General features: G+C 70.9%; 17 protein-coding genes. 6 read left to right on the plus strand and 11 right to left on the minus strand.

All coding sequences use genetic code 11. The features are described 5' to 3' along the window. Positions 1-64: 64 nt before the first annotated feature. The 3 genes from V2J85_RS29380 to thyX form a co-directional block, all read right to left on the minus strand. Positions 65-1,750, minus strand: coding sequence for a ribonuclease J (locus tag V2J85_RS29380; protein WP_261955358.1), 1,686 nt, complete (start codon positions 1,748-1,750; stop codon positions 65-67). A gap of 113 nt (positions 1,751-1,863) precedes the next feature. After that, positions 1,864-2,763: a 4-hydroxy-tetrahydrodipicolinate synthase gene (dapA, locus tag V2J85_RS29385; protein ID WP_030417239.1), complete on the minus strand. Its 900-nt coding sequence runs from the start codon at positions 2,761-2,763 to the stop codon at positions 1,864-1,866. Between the two features lie 197 nt (positions 2,764-2,960). Continuing rightward, positions 2,961-3,719, minus strand: coding sequence for an FAD-dependent thymidylate synthase (thyX, locus tag V2J85_RS29390; RefSeq protein WP_261955359.1), 759 nt, complete (start codon positions 3,717-3,719; stop codon positions 2,961-2,963). Positions 3,720-3,951: 232 nt separating this feature from the next. Here thyX and V2J85_RS29395 point away from each other — a divergent pair, with 232 nt between their 5' ends. Both V2J85_RS29395 and V2J85_RS29400 read left to right on the plus strand, forming a co-directional pair. Then, positions 3,952-4,191: a hypothetical protein gene (locus tag V2J85_RS29395; RefSeq protein WP_261955360.1), complete on the plus strand. Its 240-nt coding sequence runs from the start codon at positions 3,952-3,954 to the stop codon at positions 4,189-4,191. 118 nt (positions 4,192-4,309) lie between these two features. Further along, on the plus strand, positions 4,310-4,864 hold the full coding sequence (locus V2J85_RS29400; RefSeq protein ID WP_261955361.1) for a PH domain-containing protein: 555 nt from the start codon (positions 4,310-4,312) through the stop codon (positions 4,862-4,864). A 279-nt stretch (positions 4,865-5,143) separates the two neighbouring features. On the opposite strand, the gene V2J85_RS29405 is transcribed toward V2J85_RS29400, so the two are convergent. The 6 genes from V2J85_RS29405 to eccD form a co-directional block, all read right to left on the minus strand. Next, complete coding sequence (locus V2J85_RS29405) at positions 5,144-5,593, minus strand: hypothetical protein (protein ID WP_261955362.1); 450 nt, start codon at positions 5,591-5,593, stop codon at positions 5,144-5,146. 11 nt (positions 5,594-5,604) lie between these two features. Further along, positions 5,605-6,357, minus strand: a complete 753-nt coding sequence (gene dapB, locus V2J85_RS29410; RefSeq protein WP_261955363.1) for a 4-hydroxy-tetrahydrodipicolinate reductase — start codon at positions 6,355-6,357, stop codon at positions 5,605-5,607. Between the two features lie 60 nt (positions 6,358-6,417). Continuing rightward, positions 6,418-7,797 (minus strand): M16 family metallopeptidase, encoded by a 1,380-nt coding sequence (locus tag V2J85_RS29415; RefSeq protein ID WP_330823231.1) that lies wholly within the window; start codon positions 7,795-7,797, stop codon positions 6,418-6,420. Next, on the minus strand, positions 7,794-10,016 hold the full coding sequence (locus V2J85_RS29420; RefSeq protein WP_261955365.1) for a polyribonucleotide nucleotidyltransferase: 2,223 nt from the start codon (positions 10,014-10,016) through the stop codon (positions 7,794-7,796). The genes V2J85_RS29415 and V2J85_RS29420 overlap by 4 nt, the downstream gene beginning before the upstream one ends. A 293-nt stretch (positions 10,017-10,309) precedes the next feature. Then, positions 10,310-10,597 (minus strand): 30S ribosomal protein S15, encoded by a 288-nt coding sequence (gene rpsO / locus V2J85_RS29425; RefSeq protein ID WP_261955366.1) that lies wholly within the window; start codon positions 10,595-10,597, stop codon positions 10,310-10,312. A 153-nt stretch (positions 10,598-10,750) separates the two neighbouring features. Further along, a complete protein-coding gene (gene eccD / locus V2J85_RS29430) occupies positions 10,751-12,214 on the minus strand; it encodes a type VII secretion integral membrane protein EccD (protein WP_261955367.1) in 1,464 nt (487 codons plus the stop codon). A gap of 255 nt (positions 12,215-12,469) precedes the next feature. Between eccD and eccCa the strand changes: the two genes are divergently transcribed. Beyond that, positions 12,470-16,426, plus strand: coding sequence for a type VII secretion protein EccCa (gene eccCa / locus V2J85_RS29435; RefSeq protein WP_261955368.1), 3,957 nt, complete (start codon positions 12,470-12,472; stop codon positions 16,424-16,426). A gap of 112 nt (positions 16,427-16,538) precedes the next feature. Here the strand turns inward: eccCa and V2J85_RS29440 are convergent, their stop codons facing one another. Beyond that, on the minus strand, positions 16,539-17,273 hold the full coding sequence (locus V2J85_RS29440) for a WXG100 family type VII secretion target (RefSeq protein WP_330823235.1): 735 nt from the start codon (positions 17,271-17,273) through the stop codon (positions 16,539-16,541). Further along, complete coding sequence (locus tag V2J85_RS29445; protein ID WP_261955370.1) at positions 17,270-17,596, minus strand: hypothetical protein; 327 nt, start codon at positions 17,594-17,596, stop codon at positions 17,270-17,272. The genes V2J85_RS29440 and V2J85_RS29445 overlap by 4 nt, the downstream gene beginning before the upstream one ends. A gap of 237 nt (positions 17,597-17,833) precedes the next feature. Here V2J85_RS29445 and V2J85_RS29450 point away from each other — a divergent pair, with 237 nt between their 5' ends. The 3 genes from V2J85_RS29450 (at position 17,834) to V2J85_RS29460 (ending at position 22,187) form a co-directional block, all read left to right on the plus strand. Then, positions 17,834-18,238, plus strand: coding sequence for a hypothetical protein (locus tag V2J85_RS29450; protein ID WP_330823236.1), 405 nt, complete (start codon positions 17,834-17,836; stop codon positions 18,236-18,238). 470 nt (positions 18,239-18,708) lie between these two features. Next, positions 18,709-20,865: an ATP-binding protein gene (locus V2J85_RS29455; protein WP_261955372.1), complete on the plus strand. Its 2,157-nt coding sequence runs from the start codon at positions 18,709-18,711 to the stop codon at positions 20,863-20,865. Beyond that, positions 20,862-22,187 (plus strand): SUKH-4 family immunity protein, encoded by a 1,326-nt coding sequence (locus V2J85_RS29460; RefSeq protein WP_261955373.1) that lies wholly within the window; start codon positions 20,862-20,864, stop codon positions 22,185-22,187. The genes V2J85_RS29455 and V2J85_RS29460 overlap by 4 nt, the downstream gene beginning before the upstream one ends. Positions 22,188-22,292 lie beyond the last annotated feature (105 nt).

A 22,292-nucleotide genomic window follows, 5' to 3' on the forward strand; every position in this document is an offset into this window, starting at 1 on the left:
CCCCCCCCCCCCCCCCCCCGCTCCGACTTGAGGACCTTCGTACGACTTCGTACGGGCCGGCGCGTCAGACCTCGACGACCACAGGGAGGATCATCGGGCGGCGGCGGTAGTTGTCCGAGACCCACTTGCCGACCGCGCGGCGGACCAGCTGCTGGAGCTGGTGGGGCTCGGCGATGCCGTCCTGGGCGGACTTGGCCAGCGCCTCGTCGATCTTGGGTACGACGGCCGCGAGGGACGCGTCGTCGATGCCGGAGCCACGGGCGTGCAGGTCCGGGCCGCCGACGATCTTGCCGGTGCTGGAGTCCACGACCACGAAGACCGAGATGATGCCCTCGTCGCCGAGGATGCGGCGGTCCTTGAGGGAGGTCTCGGTGACATCGCCGACCGAGAGGCCGTCGACGTAGACGTAACCGGCCTGGACCTTGCCGGCGATCCTGGCGACGCCGTCGACCAGGTCGACCGCGACACCGTCCTCGGCGATGACGATGCGGTCCTTGGGAACGCCGGTCAGGGCGCCCAGTTCGGCGTTGGCGCGCAGATGGCGCCACTCGCCGTGCACCGGCATGAGGTTCCGGGGCTTGCAGATGTTGTAGAAGTACAGCAGTTCGCCGGCCGAGGCGTGGCCCGAGACGTGGACCTTGGCGTTGCCCTTGTGGACGACGTCGGCACCCCAGCGGGTGAGGCCGTTGATGACGCGGTAGACCGCGTTCTCGTTCCCGGGGATCAGGGACGAGGCCAGGATGACGGTGTCGCCCTGGACGATGCGGATCTGGTGGTCGCGGTTGGCCATGCGGGAGAGCGCCGCCATGGGCTCGCCCTGGGAACCGGTGCACACCAGCACGACCTCGTCGTCCGGGAGGTCGTCGAGGGTCTTGACGTCGACGACCAGGCCGGCCGGGACCCGCAGGTAGCCCAGCTCACGGGCGATGCCCATGTTGCGGACCATCGAGCGGCCGACGAAGGCGACCCGGCGGCCATACTCGTGCGCCGCGTCGAGGATCTGCTGGATGCGGTGCACATGGCTGGCGAAGCTGGCGACGATGATGCGCTTCTGGGCGTTGGCGAACACCTGGCGCAGCACATTGGAGATGTCGCGCTCCGGCGGGACGAAGCCGGGGACCTCGGCGTTCGTGGAGTCCACGAGGAGGAGGTCGATGCCTTCCTCGCCGAGCCGGGCGAAGGCCGGGAGGTCGGTCAGGCGGCGGTCCAGCGGGAGCTGGTCCATCTTGAAGTCGCCGGTGTGCACGACCATGCCCGCGGGGGTGCGGATGGCGACGGCCAGGGCGTCCGGGATGGAGTGGTTGACCGCGACGAACTCGCAGTCGAAGGGGCCCAGACGCTCGCGCTCGCCCTCGGCGACCTCGAGCGTGTACGGGCGGATGCGGTGCTCCTGGAGCTTGGCCTCGATCAGGGCGAGGGTCAGCTTGGAGCCGATGAGGGGGATGTCCGGCTTCTCGCGCAGGAGGTAGGGGACACCGCCGATGTGGTCCTCGTGGCCGTGCGTGAGCACGATGCCGTCGATGTCGTCGAGGCGGTCCCTGATGGACGAGAAGTCCGGCAGGATCAGGTCGATTCCGGGCTGCTCCTCCTCGGGGAAGAGCACTCCGCAGTCGACGATCAGCAGCCGGCCGCCGTATTCGAAGACCGTCATGTTGCGGCCGATCTCACCCAGGCCGCCGAGGGGGGTGACGCGCAGGCCGCCCTTGGGAAGCTTCGGCGGGGCGCCGAGCTCAGGATGCGGATGACTCAAAAGACTCTCCTCACCACACGCGCCACGCTGCCGTAGGGGCACGTGGCGCGCATGACATTCGTGCACTTGCTATAAGGCGGTTGTTGGTCCGTATTCAGTTGTGAAGTCTTTGATCAGAGCTGTACCCCGCCGGCGGCGAGATCGCGCGTGAGCTGCTCGGTCTCCTCGGGGGAGAGCTCGACGAGCGGCAGGCGCAGCGGTCCGCCGGGCAGACCCTGGAGCCCGAGGGCGGCCTTGGTCGTGATGACGCCCTGGGTGCGGAACATGCCGGTGAAGACGGGCAGCAGCTTCTGGTGGATCTCGGTGGCCTTGGTGACGTCGCCGTTGAGGTGGGCGTCCAGGAGGGCGCGCAGCTCGGGGGTGACGACGTGGCCGACCACGGAGACGAAACCGATGGCTCCGACCGAGAGCAGCGGGAGGTTGAGCATGTCGTCGCCGCTGTACCAGGCGAGGCCGGAGCGGGCGATGGCCCAGCTGGCGCGGCCGAGGTCGCCCTTGGCGTCCTTGTTGGCGACGATCCGGGGGTGCTCGGCGAGCCGGACGATGGTCTCGGTGTTGATCGGGACGCCGCTGCGGCCGGGGATGTCGTAGAGCATCACCGGCAGGTCGGTGGCGTCCGCGATCGCCGTGAAGTGGCGCAGCAGGCCCTCCTGCGGGGGCTTGCTGTAGTACGGCGTCACGGCGAGCAGGCCGTGGGCGCCGGCGTCCTGGGCGGCGCGGGCCAGCTCCAGGCTGTGGTGGGTGTCGTTCGTACCGGCTCCGGCGACGACGAAGGCACGATCGCCGACCGCATCGACCACGGCGCGTACCAGCTGCGCTTTCTCAGCGTCACTGGTGGTCGGGGACTCACCGGTGGTGCCGTTGACGACGAGGCCGTCGTTGCCGGCGTCCACCAGATGGGCGGCGAGCCGCTGCGCGCCGTCGAGATCGAGAGCGCCATCCGCCGTGAACGGCGTGACCATGGCGGTCAGCACCCGCCCGAAGGGGGTCTGCGGTGTGGAAGTCGGAGCCATGGGTCCCACGCTACTCGTAGCTCACCGTGGGATGCGCCTCTGGGGAGCAGGGATGTGGACTCCGGCACTGCCTGCTCGGGGGTTCAAGCAGTGCCGGGTCCGTCTGTTCAGCGTAGATGAACTTCTCAAAATGCCGCAATCCGGACACCTCGTACGTCTGCCTCACGCACCCCGGCGTCCGGCCGGCGGCCTGGGCCTTACGGCGCGATCCGGCCGTTCGCATTGAATGCGCCGTACGTGAGCGGCATGAGCTTGGCCCAGTGGGCCTCCATCTGCTCGCCGACCATCTCGATCTCGCGCTGCGGGAAGGAGGGCACCTTCGCCTGCTCGTGCTGCGTCCGCAGACCGAGGAAGTGCATCAGGGACCGGGCGTTGCAGGTCGCGTACATCGAGGAGTACAGGCCGACGGGGAGGACCGCGCGGGCGACCTCGCGGGCGACGCCGGCGGCGAGCATCTCCTGGTAGGCGGCGTACGCCTGGCGGTAGGAGTCCTCCATGACGCGGCCGGTGAGCTCGTACTGCGCGGGGGTGCCCTCGACGAATTCGTACTTGCCCGGGCGGCCCTGCTGGACGAGCTTGCGGGACTCTCCGGGGACGTAGAAGACCGGCTCCAGCTGGCGGTAGCGGCCGGACTCCTCGTTGTACGACCAGCCGACGCGGTGGCGCATGAACTCACGGAAGACGAAGATCGGCGCGCTGATGAAGAAGGTCATGGAGTTGTGCTCGAACGGGCTGCCGTGCCGGTCGCGCATGAGGAAGTTGATCAGGCCCTTGGAGCGCTCGGGGTCCTTCTGGAGCTCTTCGAGGGACTGCTCGCCGGCCGTGGAGACCCGGGCCGCCCAGAGCACGTCGCTGTCCGCGGCGCTGTGCTTGACCAGCTCGACCGTCACCTCGCTCCGGAAGCTGACGGCTGCAGCCTCGGGGCTCTCAGCGCTCTCGGCGGGGGTGTGCGACACCGGCGGTTCCTTCCGTTCGATCCTCGTGCGCGACCAGCCTACGACCCCCCACTGACAGTCCAGGAAATGCGGCGTGATGCCGCATTAGCCGCAAAAGGGACGCTCTATAGCAGGGCGTCGAGCGGCAGTTGATATTTTTCACAGAAGTCTTGGAAAACGGGCACCAAACGGGCGGCACAGACGTCTATCCCTGTGACAGTGCCCACTACGAGGTTCCTAGGAGAGCCCCCTCATGTTCCGCCGGCGCGAGCCCGTCCCGTTCGCCTTCGTCGCAGAGGCAGACCGGTTCCGCAGCAATGTCACTCCCCCGCCGCGTGCGCGTCTCTCACGTACCCAGCTCGTCGGCCAGTCACTGATCACGCTGACAGTAGTGGGCGGCCTGGCCGGCGCGCTGCTGTTCGGCGTTCCCGCACTGCAGCAGGACAGCTCGGCCTCCAACCGGGTGCATCAGTCCGAGGCCGCCCACCGCTGATCGGCAGGGGGCCGGGGCGGACCAAGTGGTTCCGCCCCGCCGGTCCCGATAGCCTCACCGGTCACAGCTTCCATCGGTACGCCCCCGCGTGCCGAGCAGCCACCAGTGAGGATCAGCCGTGCCCCTGCCCTTTCTGACGGCCGACCGCCATCTCGACAACGGTGCCGCCGAACCGGCCGCACTTCCATATGACGAGCCCGACCACTGGCGCCGTCCCTACCGCCCCGGACCGTGGCGGGTGGGGACGGCGGCGGTGTTTCTGCTGCTCGCGTCGTTCGTGTTCCTGTCCGCGATGATCATCGCGATGGCCGGCTCGCTGCCCGGGGCGGCCGCGGTGGCGGCGATCGGCGCCGTGTTCATCGCGCTCGCGCTGCGGCTGCTGCGGGTGGGTGTGTGGGTCAGCGCCCGGGGCCTGCGCCAGGTGAACCTGCTGCGGACGGCCACGGAACCGTGGAGCGCGATCGCGTCGGTCCGTACGGTCCAGCAGCCGGTGCGCTGGCTCGGCCTGCCGCGGACCGTGCAGGGCCAGGCCCTCCTCGTCGAGCGTCGTCAGGGCGAACCCTTGCGGGCCCTGGTCACGGACCACAGCGGCGACTTCCTCGGCCGCCCGGAATCCTTCGAACGCGCCGCGGACGTCCTGGAGGCCTGGGCGGCGGAGTACCGGCGGGGGTAGGGCCGGGCGGCGGGGCCCGCCGGGGGCCCGGCGGGGTGTCCCGGCGAGGAGTGTGGCTGGGCAGGGCGGCCGGTAGTCGAGTGCCAAGACCGGCGGGGGTGCGGGGTTTCCAGTACTTGCGGCGCCGGAAGGGGCAGGTCGCGGCCGGTCGTCGTAGGGCCGGGCCCGCCCGCGTGGGCGGCTGTGGGGAGAGCCAGGGCGGGGTGGTCGGTGTTCGTGGTCCGGCCGCCCCGCCTCCGTTTTCGCGTATCGCCGGTGCTTGGCTAGGCCGGTGCTTGGCTAAGCCGGCGCGCCAGCCTCGTACAGGGTGATCGCGCGTTGCATGGCCTTGCGGGCGCGGGGGGTGTCGCGGGCGTCGTGGTAGGCGACGGCCAGGCGGAACCAGGTGCGCCAGTCGCCGGGGGCGGCTTCGGTTTCGGCCTGACGGCGGGCGAAGACCGCGTCGGCGGAGTCCCGGTCGATGCGGCCGCCGGGGGTCCGCTGCAGTTCGTCGGCCGGGAGGCCGCCCTCCGCCTCCAGTACGGCCGCGAGCCGATGGGCGTTGCGCGCGAAGCGGGTGTTGTGCCAGAGGAACCAGCCGCCGAGGCAGGGCAGCACGAAGGCCACCGCGCCCATGCCCATGGCGGCCGGCTCGCCGGTCAGCAGGAGCAGTACGCCCTCCATGGCCACCACGCCGAAGACGAGGACCAGAACGGTGGCGAGGAAGAAGTAGGTGAACTTTCCGCCCATGACTGCCGGCCTCAGCCCAGATCGAGGAAGTTTTCCAGGCCCACCGTCAGGCCCGGGGTGGTCACCACGCGGCGGACGCCGAGCAGGATGCCGGGCATGAAGCTGCTGTGGTGGAGGGAGTCGTGGCGGATGGTGAGGGTTTCGCCCTCGCCGCCGAGGAGGACCTCCTGGTGGGCCAACAGGCCGCGCAGGCGGACCGAGTGGACCGGGATGCCGTCGACGTCCGCGCCGCGGGCACCGTCCAGCGCGGTGGCGGTGGCGTCCGGCTGCGGGGCGCAGCCGGCCTCCTCGCGGGCCTTGGCGATCAGCTGGGCGGTGCGCGCCGCGGTGCCGGAGGGCGCGTCGGCCTTGTTCGGGTGGTGCAGCTCGACGACCTCGACGGACTCGAAGAACCGGGCCGCCTGCTGGGCGAACCGCATGGTCAGTACCGCGCCGATGGAGAAGTTCGGGGCGATCAGCACACCCGCCTGCGGTGCCGCGGCGAGCGAGGTGCGCAGCTGCGCGAGGCGGTCCTCGGTCCAGCCGGTGGTGCCGACCACGGCGTGGATGCCGTGCCGGACGCAGTAGTCGAGGTTGCCCATCACCGAGGCGGGGTTGGTCAGCTCGACCACGACCTGGGTGTCGTTCTCGACCAGCGTCTCCAGCTTGTCGCCGCGGCCCAGGGCGGCGACCAGCTCCATGTCCTCGGCGGCCTCGACGGCCCGTACGGCCTCGGAGCCGATGCGGCCCCGGGCTCCGAGTACGGCCACGCGCAGCTTGCTCATCGTTTCCTGTCTTTCTGTCGGTGGTACGGCGACGGGCGACCCCGCTCCAAGGGTGCGGCGCTAGGCGACGATGTCGTCCAGGCGCGCCGCCTGCCGGTCCTTCAGCGGGCCGATGACGGACAGCGAGGGGCGCCGGCCCAGGACCTCGCGGGCCACCTCGCGCACCTCGTCGGGGGTGACGGCCGCTATCCGGGAGAGCATGTCGTCGACCGACATCTGCTCGCCCCAGCACAGCTCGCTCTTGCCGATGCGGTGCATCAGGGCGCCGGTGTCCTCCAGGCCGAGGACGGTGGAGCCGCGCAGCTGGCCGATCGCGCGGTGGATCTCGTCGTCGCTGAGGCCGTGCGCGGCCACCTGGTCGAGTTCGTCCCGGCAGATCTTGAGGACGTCGTCCACCTGGTTGGGGCGGCAGCCCGCGTAGACGCCGAACAGGCCGCAGTCGGCGAAGCCCGAGGTGTAGGAGTACACGCTGTAGGCGAGGCCCCGCTTCTCCCGGATCTCCTGGAAGAGGCGGGAGGACATGCCGCCGCCGAGGGCGGTGTTCAGTACGCCCATGGCCCAGCGGCGGTCGTCGGTGCGGGCCATACCGGGGACGCCGAGGACCACGTGGGCCTGTTCGGTCCTGCGGTTGAGCAGTTCGACGCGGCCGGCGGTGCGGATGGCGCGCGATCCGGAGCGCGGTGCGACCGGGGTGGCGTCCGTCCGGTCGAGCGCACCGGCCTGCTCGAAGGCGCGGCGGACCTGGCGGACGACCTTGGCGTGGTCGATGTTGCCGGCCGCGGTGACGACGAGGTGGGTGGGGTCGTAGTGCTTCTTGTAGAAGCGGCGGATGCGCTCGGCGGTGAGGGCGTTGACGGTGTCGACGGTGCCCAGGACGGGGCGGCCGAGCGGGGTGTCACCGAGCATGGTGTGGGCGAACAGGTCGTGCACGCAGTCGCCCGGGTCGTCCTCGGTCATCGCGATCTCTTCGAGGATGACGCCGCGCTCGGCGTCCACGTCCTCGGCCTCGATCAGCGAGCCGGTGAGCATGTCGCACACCACGTCGATGGCGAGCGGCAGGTCGGTGTCGAGCACCCGCGCGTAGTAGCAGGTGTATTCCTTCGCGGTGAAGGCGTTCATCTCGCCGCCGACCGCGTCGATGGCCGAGGAGATGTCCAGTGCGCTGCGCTGCTCGGTGCCCTTGAACAGCAGGTGTTCGAGGTAGTGGGTGGCGCCGTTGAGGGCCGGGGTCTCGTCGCGGGAGCCGACGTGCGCCCAGATCCCGAAGGTGACGGAGCGGACCGAGGGCAGCGTCTCGGTGACGATGCGCAGACCGCCGGGCAGGGTGGTGCGGCGGACCGTGCCGGCGCCCGCGGTGCCCTTGAGAAGCGTTTGGGTACGGGCGACGGCCCGCCCCTCCGTGGAGGTGCGGGCCGTCGTCGTGTGCGTACGGGACGTCACTTGGCGGCGTCGTCCTTCTTGTCTTCCTTGGCGGCGTCCTCTTCCTCGATCACGGGGATGAGGGAGAGCTTGCCGCGCTGGTCGATCTCGGCGATCTCGACCTGGACCTTGGCGCCGACGCCGAGCACGTCCTCGACGTTCTCCACGCGCTTGCCACCGGCGAGCTTGCGGATCTGCGAGATGTGCAGCAGGCCGTCCTTGCCCGGGAGCAGGGAGACGAACGCACCGAAGGTGGTGGTCTTGACGACCGTGCCCAGGTAGCGCTCGCCGACCTCCGGCATGGTCGGGTTGGCGATGCCGTTGATCGTGGCGCGGGCGGCCTCGGCGGCCGGGCCGTCGGCGGCACCGATGTAGATGGTGCCGTCGTCCTCGATCGTGATCTCGGCGCCGGTGTCCTCCTGGATCTGGTTGATCATCTTGCCCTTGGGGCCAATGACCTCGCCGATCTTGTCCACGGGGATCTTGACGGTGATGATCCGCGGGGCGTTCGGGGACATCTCGTCCGGGGTGTCGATCGCCTCCATCATCACGTCGAGGATGTGCAGACGGGCGTCGCGGGCCTGCTTGAGGGCCGCGGCCAGGACGGACGCCGGGATGCCGTCCAGCTTGGTGTCGAGCTGGAGGGCGGTGACGAACTGCTTGGTGCCGGCGACCTTGAAGTCCATGTCGCCGAAGGCGTCCTCCGCACCGAGGATGTCGGTGAGGGTGACGTAGTGGGTCTCGCCGTCGATCTCCTGGGAGATCAGGCCCATGGCGATACCGGCGACCGGGGCCTTGAGCGGCACACCGGCGTTCAGCAGCGACATGGTGGAGGCGCAGACCGAGCCCATGGACGTCGAGCCGTTGGAGCCGAGGGCCTCGGACACCTGGCGGATCGCGTAGGGGAACTCCTCGCGGGTCGGCAGGACCGGCATCAGCGCGCGCTCGGCGAGCGCGCCGTGGCCGATCTCGCGGCGCTTCGGGGAGCCGACGCGGCCGGTCTCGCCGGTGGAGTACGGCGGGAAGTTGTAGTTGTGCATGTAGCGCTTGCGGGTCACCGGGGAGAGGGTGTCCAGCTGCTGCTCCATGCGGAGCATGTTGAGGGTGGTGACGCCCAGGATCTGGGTCTCGCCACGCTCGAACAGGGCGGAGCCGTGCACCCGCGGGATCGCCTCGACCTCGGCGGCGAGCGTACGGATGTCCGTGACGCCGCGGCCGTCGATGCGCTTCTTCTCCTTGATGACGCGCTCACGGACCAGGGTCTTGGTCAGCGAGCGGTACGCGGCGGAGATCTCCTTCTCGCGGCCCTCGAACTCCGGCAGCAGCTTCTCGGCGGCCAGGCCCTTGACGCGGTCCAGCTCGGTCTCGCGCTCCTGCTTGCCGGCGATGGTCAGCGCCTGGGCGAGCTCGTCCTTGACGGCCTTGGTGAGGGCCTCCAGGACGTCGTCCTGGTAGTCGAGGAAGATCGGGAACTCGCCGGTCGGCTTGGCGGCCTTGGCGGCCAGGTCCGACTGGGCCTTGCACAGGACCTTGATGAACGGCTTGGCGGCCTCCAGGCCGGCGGCGACGACCTCCTCGGTGGGGGCCTCGGCGCCGTCCTTGACCAGCTGGATGGTCTGGTCGGTGGCCTCGGCCTCGACCATCATGATCGCGACGTCGCCGTCCGGGAGGACCCGGCCGGCCACGACCATGTCGAAGACCGCGTCCTCGAGCTCGGTGTGCGTCGGGAAGGCGACCCACTGGCCCTTGATGAGGGCGACGCGGGTGCCGCCGATGGGGCCGGAGAAGGGCAGGCCGGCCAGCTGCGTGGAGCAGGAGGCGGCGTTGATGGCGACCACGTCGTAGAGGTGGTCGGGGTTGAGCGCCATGATCGTCTCGACGATCTGGATCTCGTTGCGCAGGCCCTTCTTGAAGGACGGGCGCAGCGGGCGGTCGATCAGGCGACAGGTGAGGATGGCGTCCTCGGAGGGGCGGCCCTCACGACGGAAGAAGGAGCCGGGGATCTTCCCGGCCGAGTACATCCGCTCCTCGACGTCGACGGTCAGCGGGAAGAAGTCCAGCTGGTCCTTCGGGTTCTTCGAAGCGGTGGTGGCCGACAGCACCATGGTGTCGTCGTCCAGGTACGCGACGGCGGAGCCGGCGGCCTGCTTGGCCAGGCGGCCCGTCTCGAAGCGAATGGTGCGGGTGCCGAAGGAGCCGTTGTCGATCACGGCTTCGGCGTAGTGGGTCTCGTTCTCCACCAGGAATATCTCCTCGTCTGCGTCTGCTGCCCGTATGGCGGCAGACCGTCTTCGGTGGAGCGCCGGTGCGGGCCGGTCTTCGATCGAAGCACCCGGAGTGATGACGCATGGTGTCCATGGATCGTCCGGGGGCCACTACCGAGGACCGGCGGCCAGGAGGCGCTCCTACCGCGTTCACTTTTGCGATATGGCACCAGAGTACAAAGCTTCCGTCCGCCATGTGGTGGCACGGACATCCGGTGCGTATGGCAAAGGGAGCGGTCCCCGGTGGGAACCGCTCCCTCTACGGCGTCTTACTTGGCGCCCGCCGCGCCGCGGCGGATGCCCAGGCGCTCGACCAGCGTGCGGAAGCGCGTGATGTCCTTCTTCGCCAGGTACTGCAGCAGGCGGCGGCGCTGGCCGACCAGCAGCAGCAGACCACGGCGGGAGTGGTGGTCGTGCTTGTGGGTCTTGAGGTGCTCGGTCAGGTCCGAGATGCGGCGGGAGAGCAGCGCGACCTGGACCTCGGGGGAGCCGGTGTCACCCTCCTTGGTGGCGAACTCGGCCATGATCTGCTTCTTCGTAGCGGCGTCGAGCGACACGCGTACTCCTTGGGGTCTGGGCCGTCGAGCGTCCCTGGTCTGCTTCACAGGGAATCCTTGGATGACTCGGCCGGGCCGTCACACAGCGTACCAGCTGGCAAACGGCCCCCCGACCGGGTGGTCGGGGGGCCGTGGCCGTGAGCGAGGGCTGCGCTAGTTGCCGGTGAGGCCGCGCACGGTGTTGTAGACGTCGAGGACCGCCAGGCACAGCGGCACCAGGGACAGCAGCACGAGGCCGTCGAAGATGTCGAAGATCCGGCCCCAGAAGGGGGTGACGCCCTTGCGGGGGACGACCAGGCCGACGCCGACGAGGACGGCCGCGCCGACCGCGATGCTGGTGGAGAACCAGACGGTGCGGATGTTGAGCGGGCCCGAGTCCTGGTACTGCAGGAGGTCGACGAAGATGTCCTGCGGCGGGTGCAGTGCGATGCCCAGGATGAGCAGAACGATGGTCAGGATGCCGGCGATGGTCAGGCAGGCGACCTGTGCGGTGTAGTCGAAGAGCCGGGCGCGCAGCATGATCGTGATGCCGGCGGCCAGGGCGAGCAGCTGGGCCCACATGTTGTCGGAGAAGCCGAGGACGACACCGGCGGAGCCGACGACGAGGGCGGAGCAGCCGGCGACGAGGCCGAGCAGCAGTTCGTGGCCGCGCTTGGCCTGGTTGCCGATCTTGATGAAGTCGACGGACTCGGTTTCGCCGCCGTTGTCCAGGGAGCCCTTGGCGATCTGGTCCGGGGAGCGGTAGCCGATGGGCAGCCGGGCGAAGCGGGCGGAGAGGCCGGGGAGCCAGGCGACCATGGCGATGGCGACGACGGCGGTGACGGCGGCGACCTCGCGGGGCTGGGCGTCGGTGAGGATCGCGGCGAAGACCGCGAGGGTGCCGATGGCGGAGAGGAAGGCGGCCGCGACGAAGGGGGCGTCACCGCGCGGCAGCAGCACCACCAGCAGGACGGACGCGATGAGTACGGTCACGCAGCCGACGAGGAGGTGCAGCCGGCCGGGGCCGGCGCCGTCGTCGACCGGGAAGATGCCGGAGCCGGCGATCAGCAGGTGCGGCAGCGCGGACAGGCCCAGGGCGATGGAGGAGCCGTGGTCGTCGTAGACCCGGGCGCGGACGCCGGCGAGGGCGACCAGGACGATGCCGACGACGCCGGCGATGATGCCGGGCAGGCGGTGCATGTCGCGGTTCATCGGGTTCGAGAACCACAGGGCGAACGCCATCATGACGAGCAGCAGCACACCGGCGCTGAGGCCGAGGGTGTGCATGAGGTCGTCGCTCCAGCGGCTGCGGTTGCGCTTGACCGCGGAGGCGACGGCGTCGGAGACGTCGTCGAAGACCGGGAGCGGCAGCGATTCGGCGAACGGCTTCAGGAGCAGGAGGTCGCCGTCGAGGATCTGCTGCTGCGCGAGCGACTGCCCGGCGTCGAGGACCGTTCCGTCGCGGCGTACGAGGTGGTAGCCGGTGGGTGCGCCCTCCGCCTGGGACTGTCCGGAGAGCCGCAGGATCTCCGGGTAAATGTCGACGAGTGCGACGTCCTCCGGCAGTGCCACGTCGATCCGTGCGTCCGGCGCGGCGACTGTGACCCGGCAAAAGCCGGTGCCAGTGCTCGTGCTCACCTGGCGGTTCCCCCTATCCGTTGGGCGTTTTGTCGCTTCGCGCGCCGTATATATAGAGCCGTCTCTGCGGGGCCGTGGCACGCTCGCGAGGCGTCAGCGTACCGTCCAATTCAGCGACCGCCCCACCCACCCCGAGTCTTGACGCTTAACAGTAGGATCAACGCCTGGTTCGGGCCAAGGACTTGGCTCGGGGGGACCGTCGAATCCAACGGGGGCGGTCCGAGACTGCGAGATGCATGAAGGACTGATGCCTCGGTGAGCGTTGTCATCGTCAAGCGCCCGCCCCGCGCGCTGCCACCCGAAGTCCCCTCGGAGGAGGTGACACTTGAGGCTCCGCCTGAGCTGCCCCGCGAAGGTGAGCAGGAGAACCTCTTCATGACCTTTATGCCCATGATGGGTATGGCGTCCTCCGCGGGATTCCTGTTCATGGGCAACCAGCCGTTCATGAAAATCATGGGTGGCTTTATGGTGGCGTCCACCCTGGCAATGGCGATCATGCAGATCGTCAAGGCCCGCCAAGGCCCTTCCGGACAAATGGTCCAGGAGCGCCAGGATTACCTCAAGTACCTTGCGCAGAAGCGGAAAGAGGTACGGCGTACCGCGCGTAAGCAGCGGGATGCACAGCTTTTCACCCACCCCGATCCGAGCCAGTTGTGGTCGATCGTCGCGGAGGGCAAACGCGTCTGGGAACGCCGGGCTTCCGATCCGGACTTCGGGCAGGTGCGTCTCGGGCTCGGGCCGCAGCAGCTGGCCACCCCGCTGAGGGCTCCGGAGACCGCCCCGGTCGACGAGCTGGAACCGCTCACCGCGCACGCGATGAAGGAATTCCTCGACAAGCACGGGCAGTTGGACAACCTGCCGCTCGCGGTCTCGCTGCGCGCCTTCTACCACCTGACGATCTCCGGTGACCCGGACACCGTCTACGGCTCGGCCCGTTCCATCCTCGCCCAGCTGTGCACCCTGCACTCACCCGAGGACCTGGTCGTGGCCGTCGTCGCGGCGCCCGGTGCGCAGGCGGAGTGGGAGTGGACGAAGTGGCTGCCGCAGGTGCAGGACAAGACCACGGACGGCGCGGGCAGCCGCCGGCTGGTCGTCGGTGACCTCGGCGAGGTCGAGGAGCTGCTGGCGGACGAGCTGGAGGGCCGCGGGCGGTTCAACCCGCAGGGCACCCCGGTCACCGACACCCCGCACGTGGTGATCGTGCTGGACGGCGGCGAGGTGCCGATGGACTCGGTGATCGCCGGGGCCGAGGGCCTGCAGGGCGTCACCATCATCGAGGTCGTCCCGGGCGACCTGGACGAGATCCGCGGTGGTCTGGCCGTCCAGGTGTGGCCGGGCAAGCTGGTGCTGGAGTCGGCCAGCGGCGCGGTCTACCACGGTGTCTGCGACACCCTCTCGATCGCGGAGTCCGAGGCGCTGGCGCGTCAGTTGGCCCCGCTGCGGGCGGGCTCCGGTGCCGACGGCGAGGAACCGCTGCTGTCCGCCCTGGACTTCACCGACCTGCTCAACATCGGCGACGCCGGGTCCCTGGACGTCTCGCGCACCTGGCGGCCTCGGACGCTGGCCGAGCGGCTGCGCGTCCCGATCGGCGTCGACCGCGACGGCCAGCCCGTCATGCTGGACATCAAGGAAGCCTCGCAGCAGGGCATGGGCCCGCACGGCCTCTGTGTCGGTGCGACCGGTTCCGGTAAGTCCGAGGTGCTGCGCACGCTGGTGCTGGCGCTGGCGGTCACGCACTCCTCCGAGACGCTGAACTTCATCCTCGCGGACTTCAAGGGTGGCGCCACCTTCACCGGTATGTCGGAGATGCCGCACGTCGCGGCGGTCATCACCAACCTCGGTGAGGACGTCACGCTGATCGACCGCATGCGCGACTCGATCACCGGTGAACTCCAGCGCCGCCAGGAGCTGCTGCGCTCCGCGGGCAACTACGCCAACATCACCGACTACGAGAAGGCGCGTGCCGCGGGTGCCCCGCTGGACCCGCTGCCCTCGCTGGTGATGATCATCGACGAGTTCTCCGAGCTGCTCGCCGCCAAGCCGGACTTCATCGAGATGTTCATCCAGATCGGCCGTATCGGCCGTTCGATGGGTGTGCACATGCTGCTCGCCTCGCAGCGTCTGGAAGAGGGCAAGCTGCGCGGTCTGGACACCTTCCTGTCCTACCGGCTGGGTCTGCGGACGTTCTCCGCGGCCGAGTCGCGGACCGCGATCGGTGTGCCGGACGCCTACCACCTGCCGAACGTCCCCGGTTCCGGCATCCTGAAGTACGACACCGAGACGATGGTGCAGTTCAAGGCCGCGTACGTGTCCGGTACCTACCGCGGTCCGGGCGGCGGTGGCCGGGGCGGCAGCGGCGGCCGGTCGATGCGGATGCCGGTGCCGTTCACCGCGGCCCCGGTCATCGAGCAGATCATCGAGGAGCCCGTCGTCGAGGCGACGGAGCCGGAGATCGACGACGCGCTCGCCGACACCGTGCTGGACGTCATGGTCCAGCGGATGCAGGGCCAGGGCCCGCCGGCGCACCAGGTGTGGCTGCCCCCGCTGGAGGAGGCGCCGACCGTCAACCAGCTGCTGCCGGCGCTCGCGGTCACGCCCGAGCGGGGCGTGCACGCGGCGGAGTACACCGCGCTCGGCAAGCTCGTGGTGCCGGTCGCGCTGGTGGACAAGCCGTTCGAGCAGCGGCGTGACGTGATGTATCTGGACTTCTCCGCCGGTGCCGGTCACGGTCTGGTCGTCGGTGGTCCGCAGTCCGGCAAGTCGACCCTGATCCGTTCCGCGATCGCGGCGTTCGCGCTCACCCACACCCCGGCCGAGGTGCAGTTCTACTGCCTCGACTTCGGTGGTGGCGGCATGCTCACGATGGAGGACCTGCCGCACGTCGGCGGGGTCGCCTCGCGTCTGGACGCGGAGAAGGTCCGCCGTACGGTCGCCGAGGTCGTCGGCATCCTCAACCAGCGCGAGGAGTTCTTCCGGGCCAACAACATCGACTCGATCGCGACCTACCGCCAGCGGCGGGCCGCGGGCGCCTTCCCCGACGAGAAGTGGGGCGACGTCTTCCTGATCATCGATGGCTGGGGAACCTTCAAGACCGATTACGAGCAGCTCGACCCGGTGATCCTGGACATCGCCGCGCGCGGTCTCGGTTTCGGTGTCCACCTGGTCCTCGGCGCCGCCCGCTACACCGAGGTCCGCCCGGCGCTGCGCGACCAGCTCCTCAACCGCGTCGAGCTGCGCCTGGGTGACCCGATGGAGTCGGAGTTCGACCGCAAGCGCGCGGAGAACGTCCCGATGGGCAAGCCGGGCCGTGGTCTGTCCCCGGAGAAGCTCGACTTCCTCTCGGCGCTGCCGCGTCTGGACGGGATGAGCGACCCGGAGACGATCAGCGACGGCATCGCCAACCTGGTGGCGACGGTCAAGGAGCACTGGCAGGGCGAGCCCGCCCCCAAGGTGCGGATGCTGCCGACGATGCTCTACGCCACCGAGCTGCCCAAGGGCAGCGACTACCCGGAGCACGGCATCGCGATCGGTGTCGACGAGACCACGCTGTCGCCGGCGTTCATCGACTTCGAGACCGACCCGCTGCTGGTCATCTACGGCGAGAGCGAGTCCGGCAAGTCGTCGCTGCTGCGCCTGCTGGCCAAGCAGATCGCCGAGCGCTACCCGTCGGACAAGGCGCTCATGGTGGTCTCCGACTACCGCCGTGCGCTGCTCGGGGAGATCCCCGAGAGCCACATGTACAAGTACTGCGCCGCGGGCCCGCAGCTGCAGGAGGTCATCAGCGGACTGGCCGGTTCGCTGGGCCGCCGGATGCCCGGGCCGGACGTCACGCCGGAGCAGCTGCGCAACCGCAGCTGGTACGACCTGCCGGACGCGTTCGTGATCGTGGACGACTACGACCTGGTGGCGACCAGCAGCGGCAACCCGCTGCAGCCGCTGCTGGAGTACCTGCCGTTCGCCCGTGACCTGGGTCTGCGCCTGATCATCGCGCGCAGCTCCTCGGGCGCCGGACGGTCGTCGTTCGAGCCCGTGATGCAGCGTACGAAGGAGCTCGGTGCGCAGGGTCTGATCCTGTCGGCCGACCCGGCGGAGGGCCCGCTGATGGGCAACATCAAGGGCCAGCAACTGACGCCCGGCCGGGCCACGTTCATCACGCGCAAGCGGGGTGCGCAGCTGGTCCAGACGGGCTGGCTGCCGGCCCACGGCGGGTAACCGGCGAACACGGCAACGGCGGTGGGGCGTCCCTCTGGGAGGGGCGCCCCACCGCCGTTTCGTGTGGGGTGCGCGGTACGGCCGGGCCGCCGCGGGCGGCGCGGCCGGTCGCTCAGCCGAACGCGCCGTGCTGGGTGGTGTCCGGGGCGGCGGGTTCCGCGGGCTTCTTCTCCGCCGGGGCCGGCGCGTCCTTCTTGCCGGGCGCGCCGGAGGTGGCGGAGCCGGCGGACGGGGCCGGCGCGGCCTTGGGGTCCCGCTCCGCGCCCGGTGCCGGCTCCGGGCCGGCCGGCTGGGTCCGTACGCCCTTGGCGAGGCCCTCGCCGCCACGGGTCGCGGCCTCGCCGTCCCGGGCCGGTCCGAACGGGTCCGGCCCGTGGGCGGCCGTGGAGGTCTCCCAGGTGTGCCGCAGGGGCGGGACCGAGCTCTGGCCGCCGCCCTTGCCGCCGCGCTTGCCGAACGCGCCGCCGAGGCCGTTGGCGAGCTGGCCGAGCGCCATGAAGCCGTAGGCGACCTGGGGACCGGACGAGCCCTGGCCGCCGCCGGAGGCGCTGTTCGCCTGCGGGGCACCGTGGTCCTGGTCGTCCTTGTGGTCGTCGGGGTGCTGCGCGGCGGCGTTCTCCAGGTCGGCCGCGGCCAGTTCGAAGGTCGGCAGGGCCTCGTCCACGGACCGCTTGAGGCGGTGCCACTCGGCGGCGAACGCCTCGCCCGCCGGGCCGTGCCAGTTGGCCGCGGCCGCGGTGCCGACGTGCCGGTCCAGGTCGCGGACCATGCCGTCGAGGTGCCTGCCCATCTCCCGCCAGCCGGCCGCCGCTTCGTGCAGGGCCTCGGGGTTGCGTCGTCCGCTCACTTGGCGCTCCGCATCTTCTCGACGCTCCGCAGGGTGTCGACCAGTTCGTCCTCGGCCGCCTCCGTGTTCGCGACGGTCTCCTTGATGCCGCTGCTGACCTCGGCGAGCCGCTCCTGCAGCTGGACGAGGGCGTGCTCGGCCTGCTCGTAGAGCTCGCGGAACGGCCGGGCCGCCTCGTCGCTGCCGAATCCGTCCCGCAGCGCCTCGGCATCGGCCCGCCGTCTGAATGCGGCCAGCTGCCGGCTCAGTTCTTCCGCGCGTATCCCGAAGGAGGCACCGAGCTTGTGCAACTCCTCCGTACTGAGCCGGACTTCGTCGGACATCATTTCTCCCCGAATTGAATGACAGCTGCCTGCCAACATCGCCTCAGGTCTAGCACACCCGCAATAGCTCCGAAGCCCACTGTGAACCGGCCGGCCGCCCGGCCGCGGAATGGATACGGAGCAATATGCGGCAATACCGACAACCCCCGCCTTGACGACGCGTTCACATCCGTCATTAGACTCTGGACGCCGGTGCAGCACGCGTGGTTGCTGTGCCATCACGTCAAGGGGGCAGAGATGAGCAACGAGCGGCAGATCCAGGACGAGGACCTGATGGACGTCGCCCAGGATCCGGAGCAGGCGCACCGGCTGCACAAGGCGCTGAAGGTCCTCGCGGACAACCCCAACGTCGGCGGCAAGCTCAAGGAGATGGCCCAGGAGGTGCTGTCCGGCCGCATCGGCATGAAGGACGCCATCCAGACGCCGGGCTACATGGACGCCATCGGTGACCGGCTGACCGAGATGCGGCGGGCCGCGGAGGACCAGACCATGGCCGAGCGCGAGGAGTCGCGCGAGAAGTTCGCCGCGTGGCAGAAGGAACAGGAAGAGAAGGAAGACCAGGAGCGCGCCGAGCGCGACGGCCCGTCGGGCAACATCGTCACCGGCTCGCGGCGCGGCGGCGGTCGCGGCCACCGCGGCTGATCCGGTTCGCCGCTGCCGCCCCTGACCGGCCCCGGAGCGAATTCCCGGGATCTTCCGGGGGCTCGGGCGTGCGTGTGCCGCCTTGCGCCGTATTGCAGCGTCGTGCCGTATTGCGTCGTCACGCAAAGCACCCGGGGTGTGCGGAGCGCACGAAGCAGATCAATACCCGGGAATTTCGGGCATTGATCTGCTTCTTTCTCCACAGGACATTTCCAGCACTCCCGTTTTCTCCACAACCGGCGGCCGCACCCGGCGGATGAGGCCGCAGGAGCCCCCGCCCTCACCGGCGCCCCACACGCCACTGGCATGCCGCCCGCGCACCCGCTCCGGCCTGCGTGTTCCAGTTCCGGCACAGCCGGACCCGCGGCGTCCCGCGCACGCGGCCCGGATCATAGGATCGAACCGGTAAGCCGGTACAACGGAGGAATCCACGAAGGTGGAGGGCGGGATTGATGGGGGACGAGGAAGCCATGAGCGCCTCAGATGAAGGAAACGCCCGAACGGCCGGATACGCTCCGCATCCGTACATCGGCGGCCGCACCGCCGTGCTGCGCGCCCTGTCGGCCTGGCGCATGCGCTGGCCCGGTGCGCCGCGCGTCATCGTGCTCACCGGAAACCCGGGCAGCGGGCGGTCACGCCTGATCACCGGCTTCCTGATGCTGTGCGATCCCGACTACCGCAAGCGGCTGCCGCTGGACGAGCTGGACCCGGCCACGGTGCCGCCGGACCTGCCGCCGCCGGCCGTACCGGGCCCCGAGGGCCGTACCGCCGCGCAGGTGCTGTGGCTCCTCGCCGACCACTTCGACCTGCGGGCCGGCCGCACCGAGGACGTCTTCACCGAACTCGCCGCGCGCGAGGAGCCGGTGACGATCGTGGTGCCGGACGTCGACCGGGCCGGTCCGGTGCGCGCCGCCCAGGAGCCGGCCCGCCTCATACGGGAGGTGCTCGCCCCGCTCGCCGCCGTCGAAACGGTTCAGCTGCTCGCCGACGTCCCGCGGGAACTGGCCGCGGAGCTCGCCGGGGCGCTGCCGTCCGGGCAGGTCCAGGTCATCGACCTCGACGCGCCCGAGTGGGCCGACCCCGCGGGCCTGGTGCTGCACGCCGAGACCGCGCTCGACCCGGGCACCGGCGCCCCGGAACTCCCGTACACCACCGACCCGTCGGCCCGCCGGGCGCTCGCCGAGGCACTGGCCGGACGCGCGGCGGGCAACCGGCTCACCGTGCAGCTGGCGGTGCAGTCGCTGATCATGCAGCCCGAGGGCTTCGACCCGGCGGACCCCGCCCTGCTGCCCGGCAGCGTGGGCGAGGCGCTCGATGTGCACGCCCGCCGGCTGGGCGCCGACCCGCAGACCCTGCGGCTGATGCTGGCCCCGCTGGCGTTCGCCGAGGGCGAGGGCCTGCCGGTCCAGCTGCTGGTCCCCCTGGCGAGCGCCGTCGCCGGACGGGACATGAGCCAGGACATCGCCGACGGCATGCTGCTGGCCGCCCCGTTCATCCAGCCGGTCGAGGCCGAGGCGGACGACGACGCGGCGGACGGCTCGGCGGCGGACGGCGAGGGGGACACGGACGCCCCCGGTGCCGGGCCCGCCCGGCCGCTGCTCCGCCTGATGCACCCCGCCCTCGCCGAGGAGATCCGCGCCGGCCTGCCCGACGTCCGGGACGCCCAGACCAAGATCGCCATGGCGCTGCTGGAGGCGGTCCCCCAGCAGGACTGGGCGCAGGCCGATCCGTACCTCCGCGACCACCTCGCGGCGCACACCCTCGAAGCCGGTCTGCTGCCCCAACTCCTCACCGACCCGGGCCTGTTCGCGCACGCCGACCCGGTGGTCCTGCGGGCCGCCATCGAGGCCGTCCCGCTGGAAGCGCTGGGCGCACCGGCCCGTACGTATCTGCGCACGGCGCCGCTGCTCACCCGCTCGCAGGCCCCGGCCGAGATGCGGGCGGCCTTCCTGGAAACCGCGTTCGTCGAGGACGGGCTGACGCCGTACGCCGAGGCGCTGCACACCCGCGGCTTCCGGCTGCCGTGGCGGACGCTCTGGAGCGCACCGCTGCCCGGCGTCCGCGCGGTGACGACCGGCACCCTCCCCCAGGAGGGCGCACAGAGCGCAGAGGGCGCGGGCCCGCGTCCGGTCGTCGCCCTGGTCGTCCCCGAGGGCACTCCCGGCTCCCGTACGGTGTCGTCCCCCGCGGAGGGCACCGGAGCCGAGCCGGGTACCACGGAGGGCACGGACGGGGCAGGCGCACCGGACGTCGCCCCCGCCCCCGGCGGCCAGGCGATCCTCCTGCACGACCTTCGGGCCCCGGAGTTCCTCGACGCCGACCCCGCGCAGGTGCTGCGCCCCACCGAGGACGAGCGCGCCGAGGCGCCCTTCGGGCTCAGCCGGGGCGCCGACTACCTGCGGGTCTGGGCCCGGGCGACCCAGGAGGTGGTGGCCGCGCTGGTGTCCGACACCCCGATCACCGGCGCCGACCTCTCCGCGGACGGTGTGCTCGTCATCGCCACCGAGCGCGGAGTGACCGCCCGGCAGATCCTCGCCGCCGCCCCCGCCGCCCCCACCGTGCCGGCCCAGCGCGCCGGCACCACTGACGCCGACGCTTCCCACGGCCTCGAAGGAGACCACTCGTGATCACCCAGGCGCAGGCACACGCCACCGCCGCCCGCTGGCTCAACCCCGAGGGGCACCAGGGCCCGCCGCGTGAGGTGGCCATGCAGGAGTTCGACCTCGGCTGGGTGGTGTGGGCCGTACCGCCGCCCCCGGAGGTCGACCCGGAGACCGGGCAGCGCCGCCCGCCCGCCGAGATCGGCACCGCCTGCGGCGTGGTCGACCGGGCCTCCGGCGAGCTGACGGTCTGGCCGTCCGTACCGGTCGACGAGGTCGTGCGGATGTACCAGCAGAAGCACGGCGGCGGCACGGCCCCGGCGGAACCCGCCCGGCCGCCGGCCACCGGCCCCGGCAACACCGCCGTCGCCACCTACGACGACCCCGCGACCGGCGAGGAGACCAGCCTCGCCCGCGTCTCGGGCCCGGGCCTGCCGCCCGCGGAGTACCAGCTGTACGAGGAGCTGCGGCGGCTGGGCGTGGATCCCGCGGCCGTCCGCGCGGTCCACACCGACCTGCGCCCGGCCCTGCTGCCCGGCGGCTACCCCGGCGACTTCGTCCTCCGTGCGTTCCCCAACGCCTCGTTCTCCTGCACCGAGGGCTACGGCATGCGCCCCGAGGAGCGCGCCGAGGGCGTCGCGGGGCTGCTGCGGCACGTCGAGATGATGCACCAACTGGCGGGCCAGCAGCCCCCACCGCGGCCGCATCGGGTGCCGGTGCCGGAGCGCGTCGAGCCGGCGCCGCAGATGCGGGACGTGGCCCTCGGCAAGCACCTGGTGGAGGTCTACGGCCCCGAGGGCATCCGCCGCCCGGACGCCGACGACCTGGCCGCGACCCAGCTGCCCGAGGCCACCAGGAACACGCTGGTCTGGGCCGGACTCCCGTCCCAGGTCCCGTACTTCTTCACGGCGGACCGCCCCGACACCCCGCCCGCCGGCGGGCCGTTCACGGACGTGGCGACCCACCTCCGGGAGATCGGCACGCAGGCCAAGGAGCAGACGCTCGAAACCCTGGCCGGCTACGTCCGGATCGGCACCGACGGCCTGTACACCATCGCCGTCCAGTGCACCGCCCCGGAGGCCAACCAGAACCTGATCGGCACCCTCTGGGCCGTCCAGCCCTCCTCCGGCGGCGGCCGCTTCGTCAACCGCACCGTCTCCGCCTACCTCCGCTCCCTGGCCCTCCTCACCACCACCCGCCAGGCGATGCAGGGCCTGGACCCGGCAGCGGCGGGCACGGCGGTGGCGGCCTTCCAGGAGCAGATCGCGGCGATCGACTCCTGGGCACTGGACGACCCCGGCAACTGGTGGTCGCTGGTGATCGAGCAGATGTGGCACGGGTTGTTCTGAGAGGAGGGGGTGGGACGGGGTTCCGGGGCGCGGAGGTTCCGGGACCTGAGATTCCGGGGGCCCGGAGATTCCGGGGCCCGGAGATTCCACGGTTCCGGGCGCCGG

It is taken from the genome of Streptomyces bugieae (genome assembly GCF_036352915.1).
Classification (GTDB): domain Bacteria; phylum Actinomycetota; class Actinomycetes; order Streptomycetales; family Streptomycetaceae; genus Streptomyces; species Streptomyces endophytica.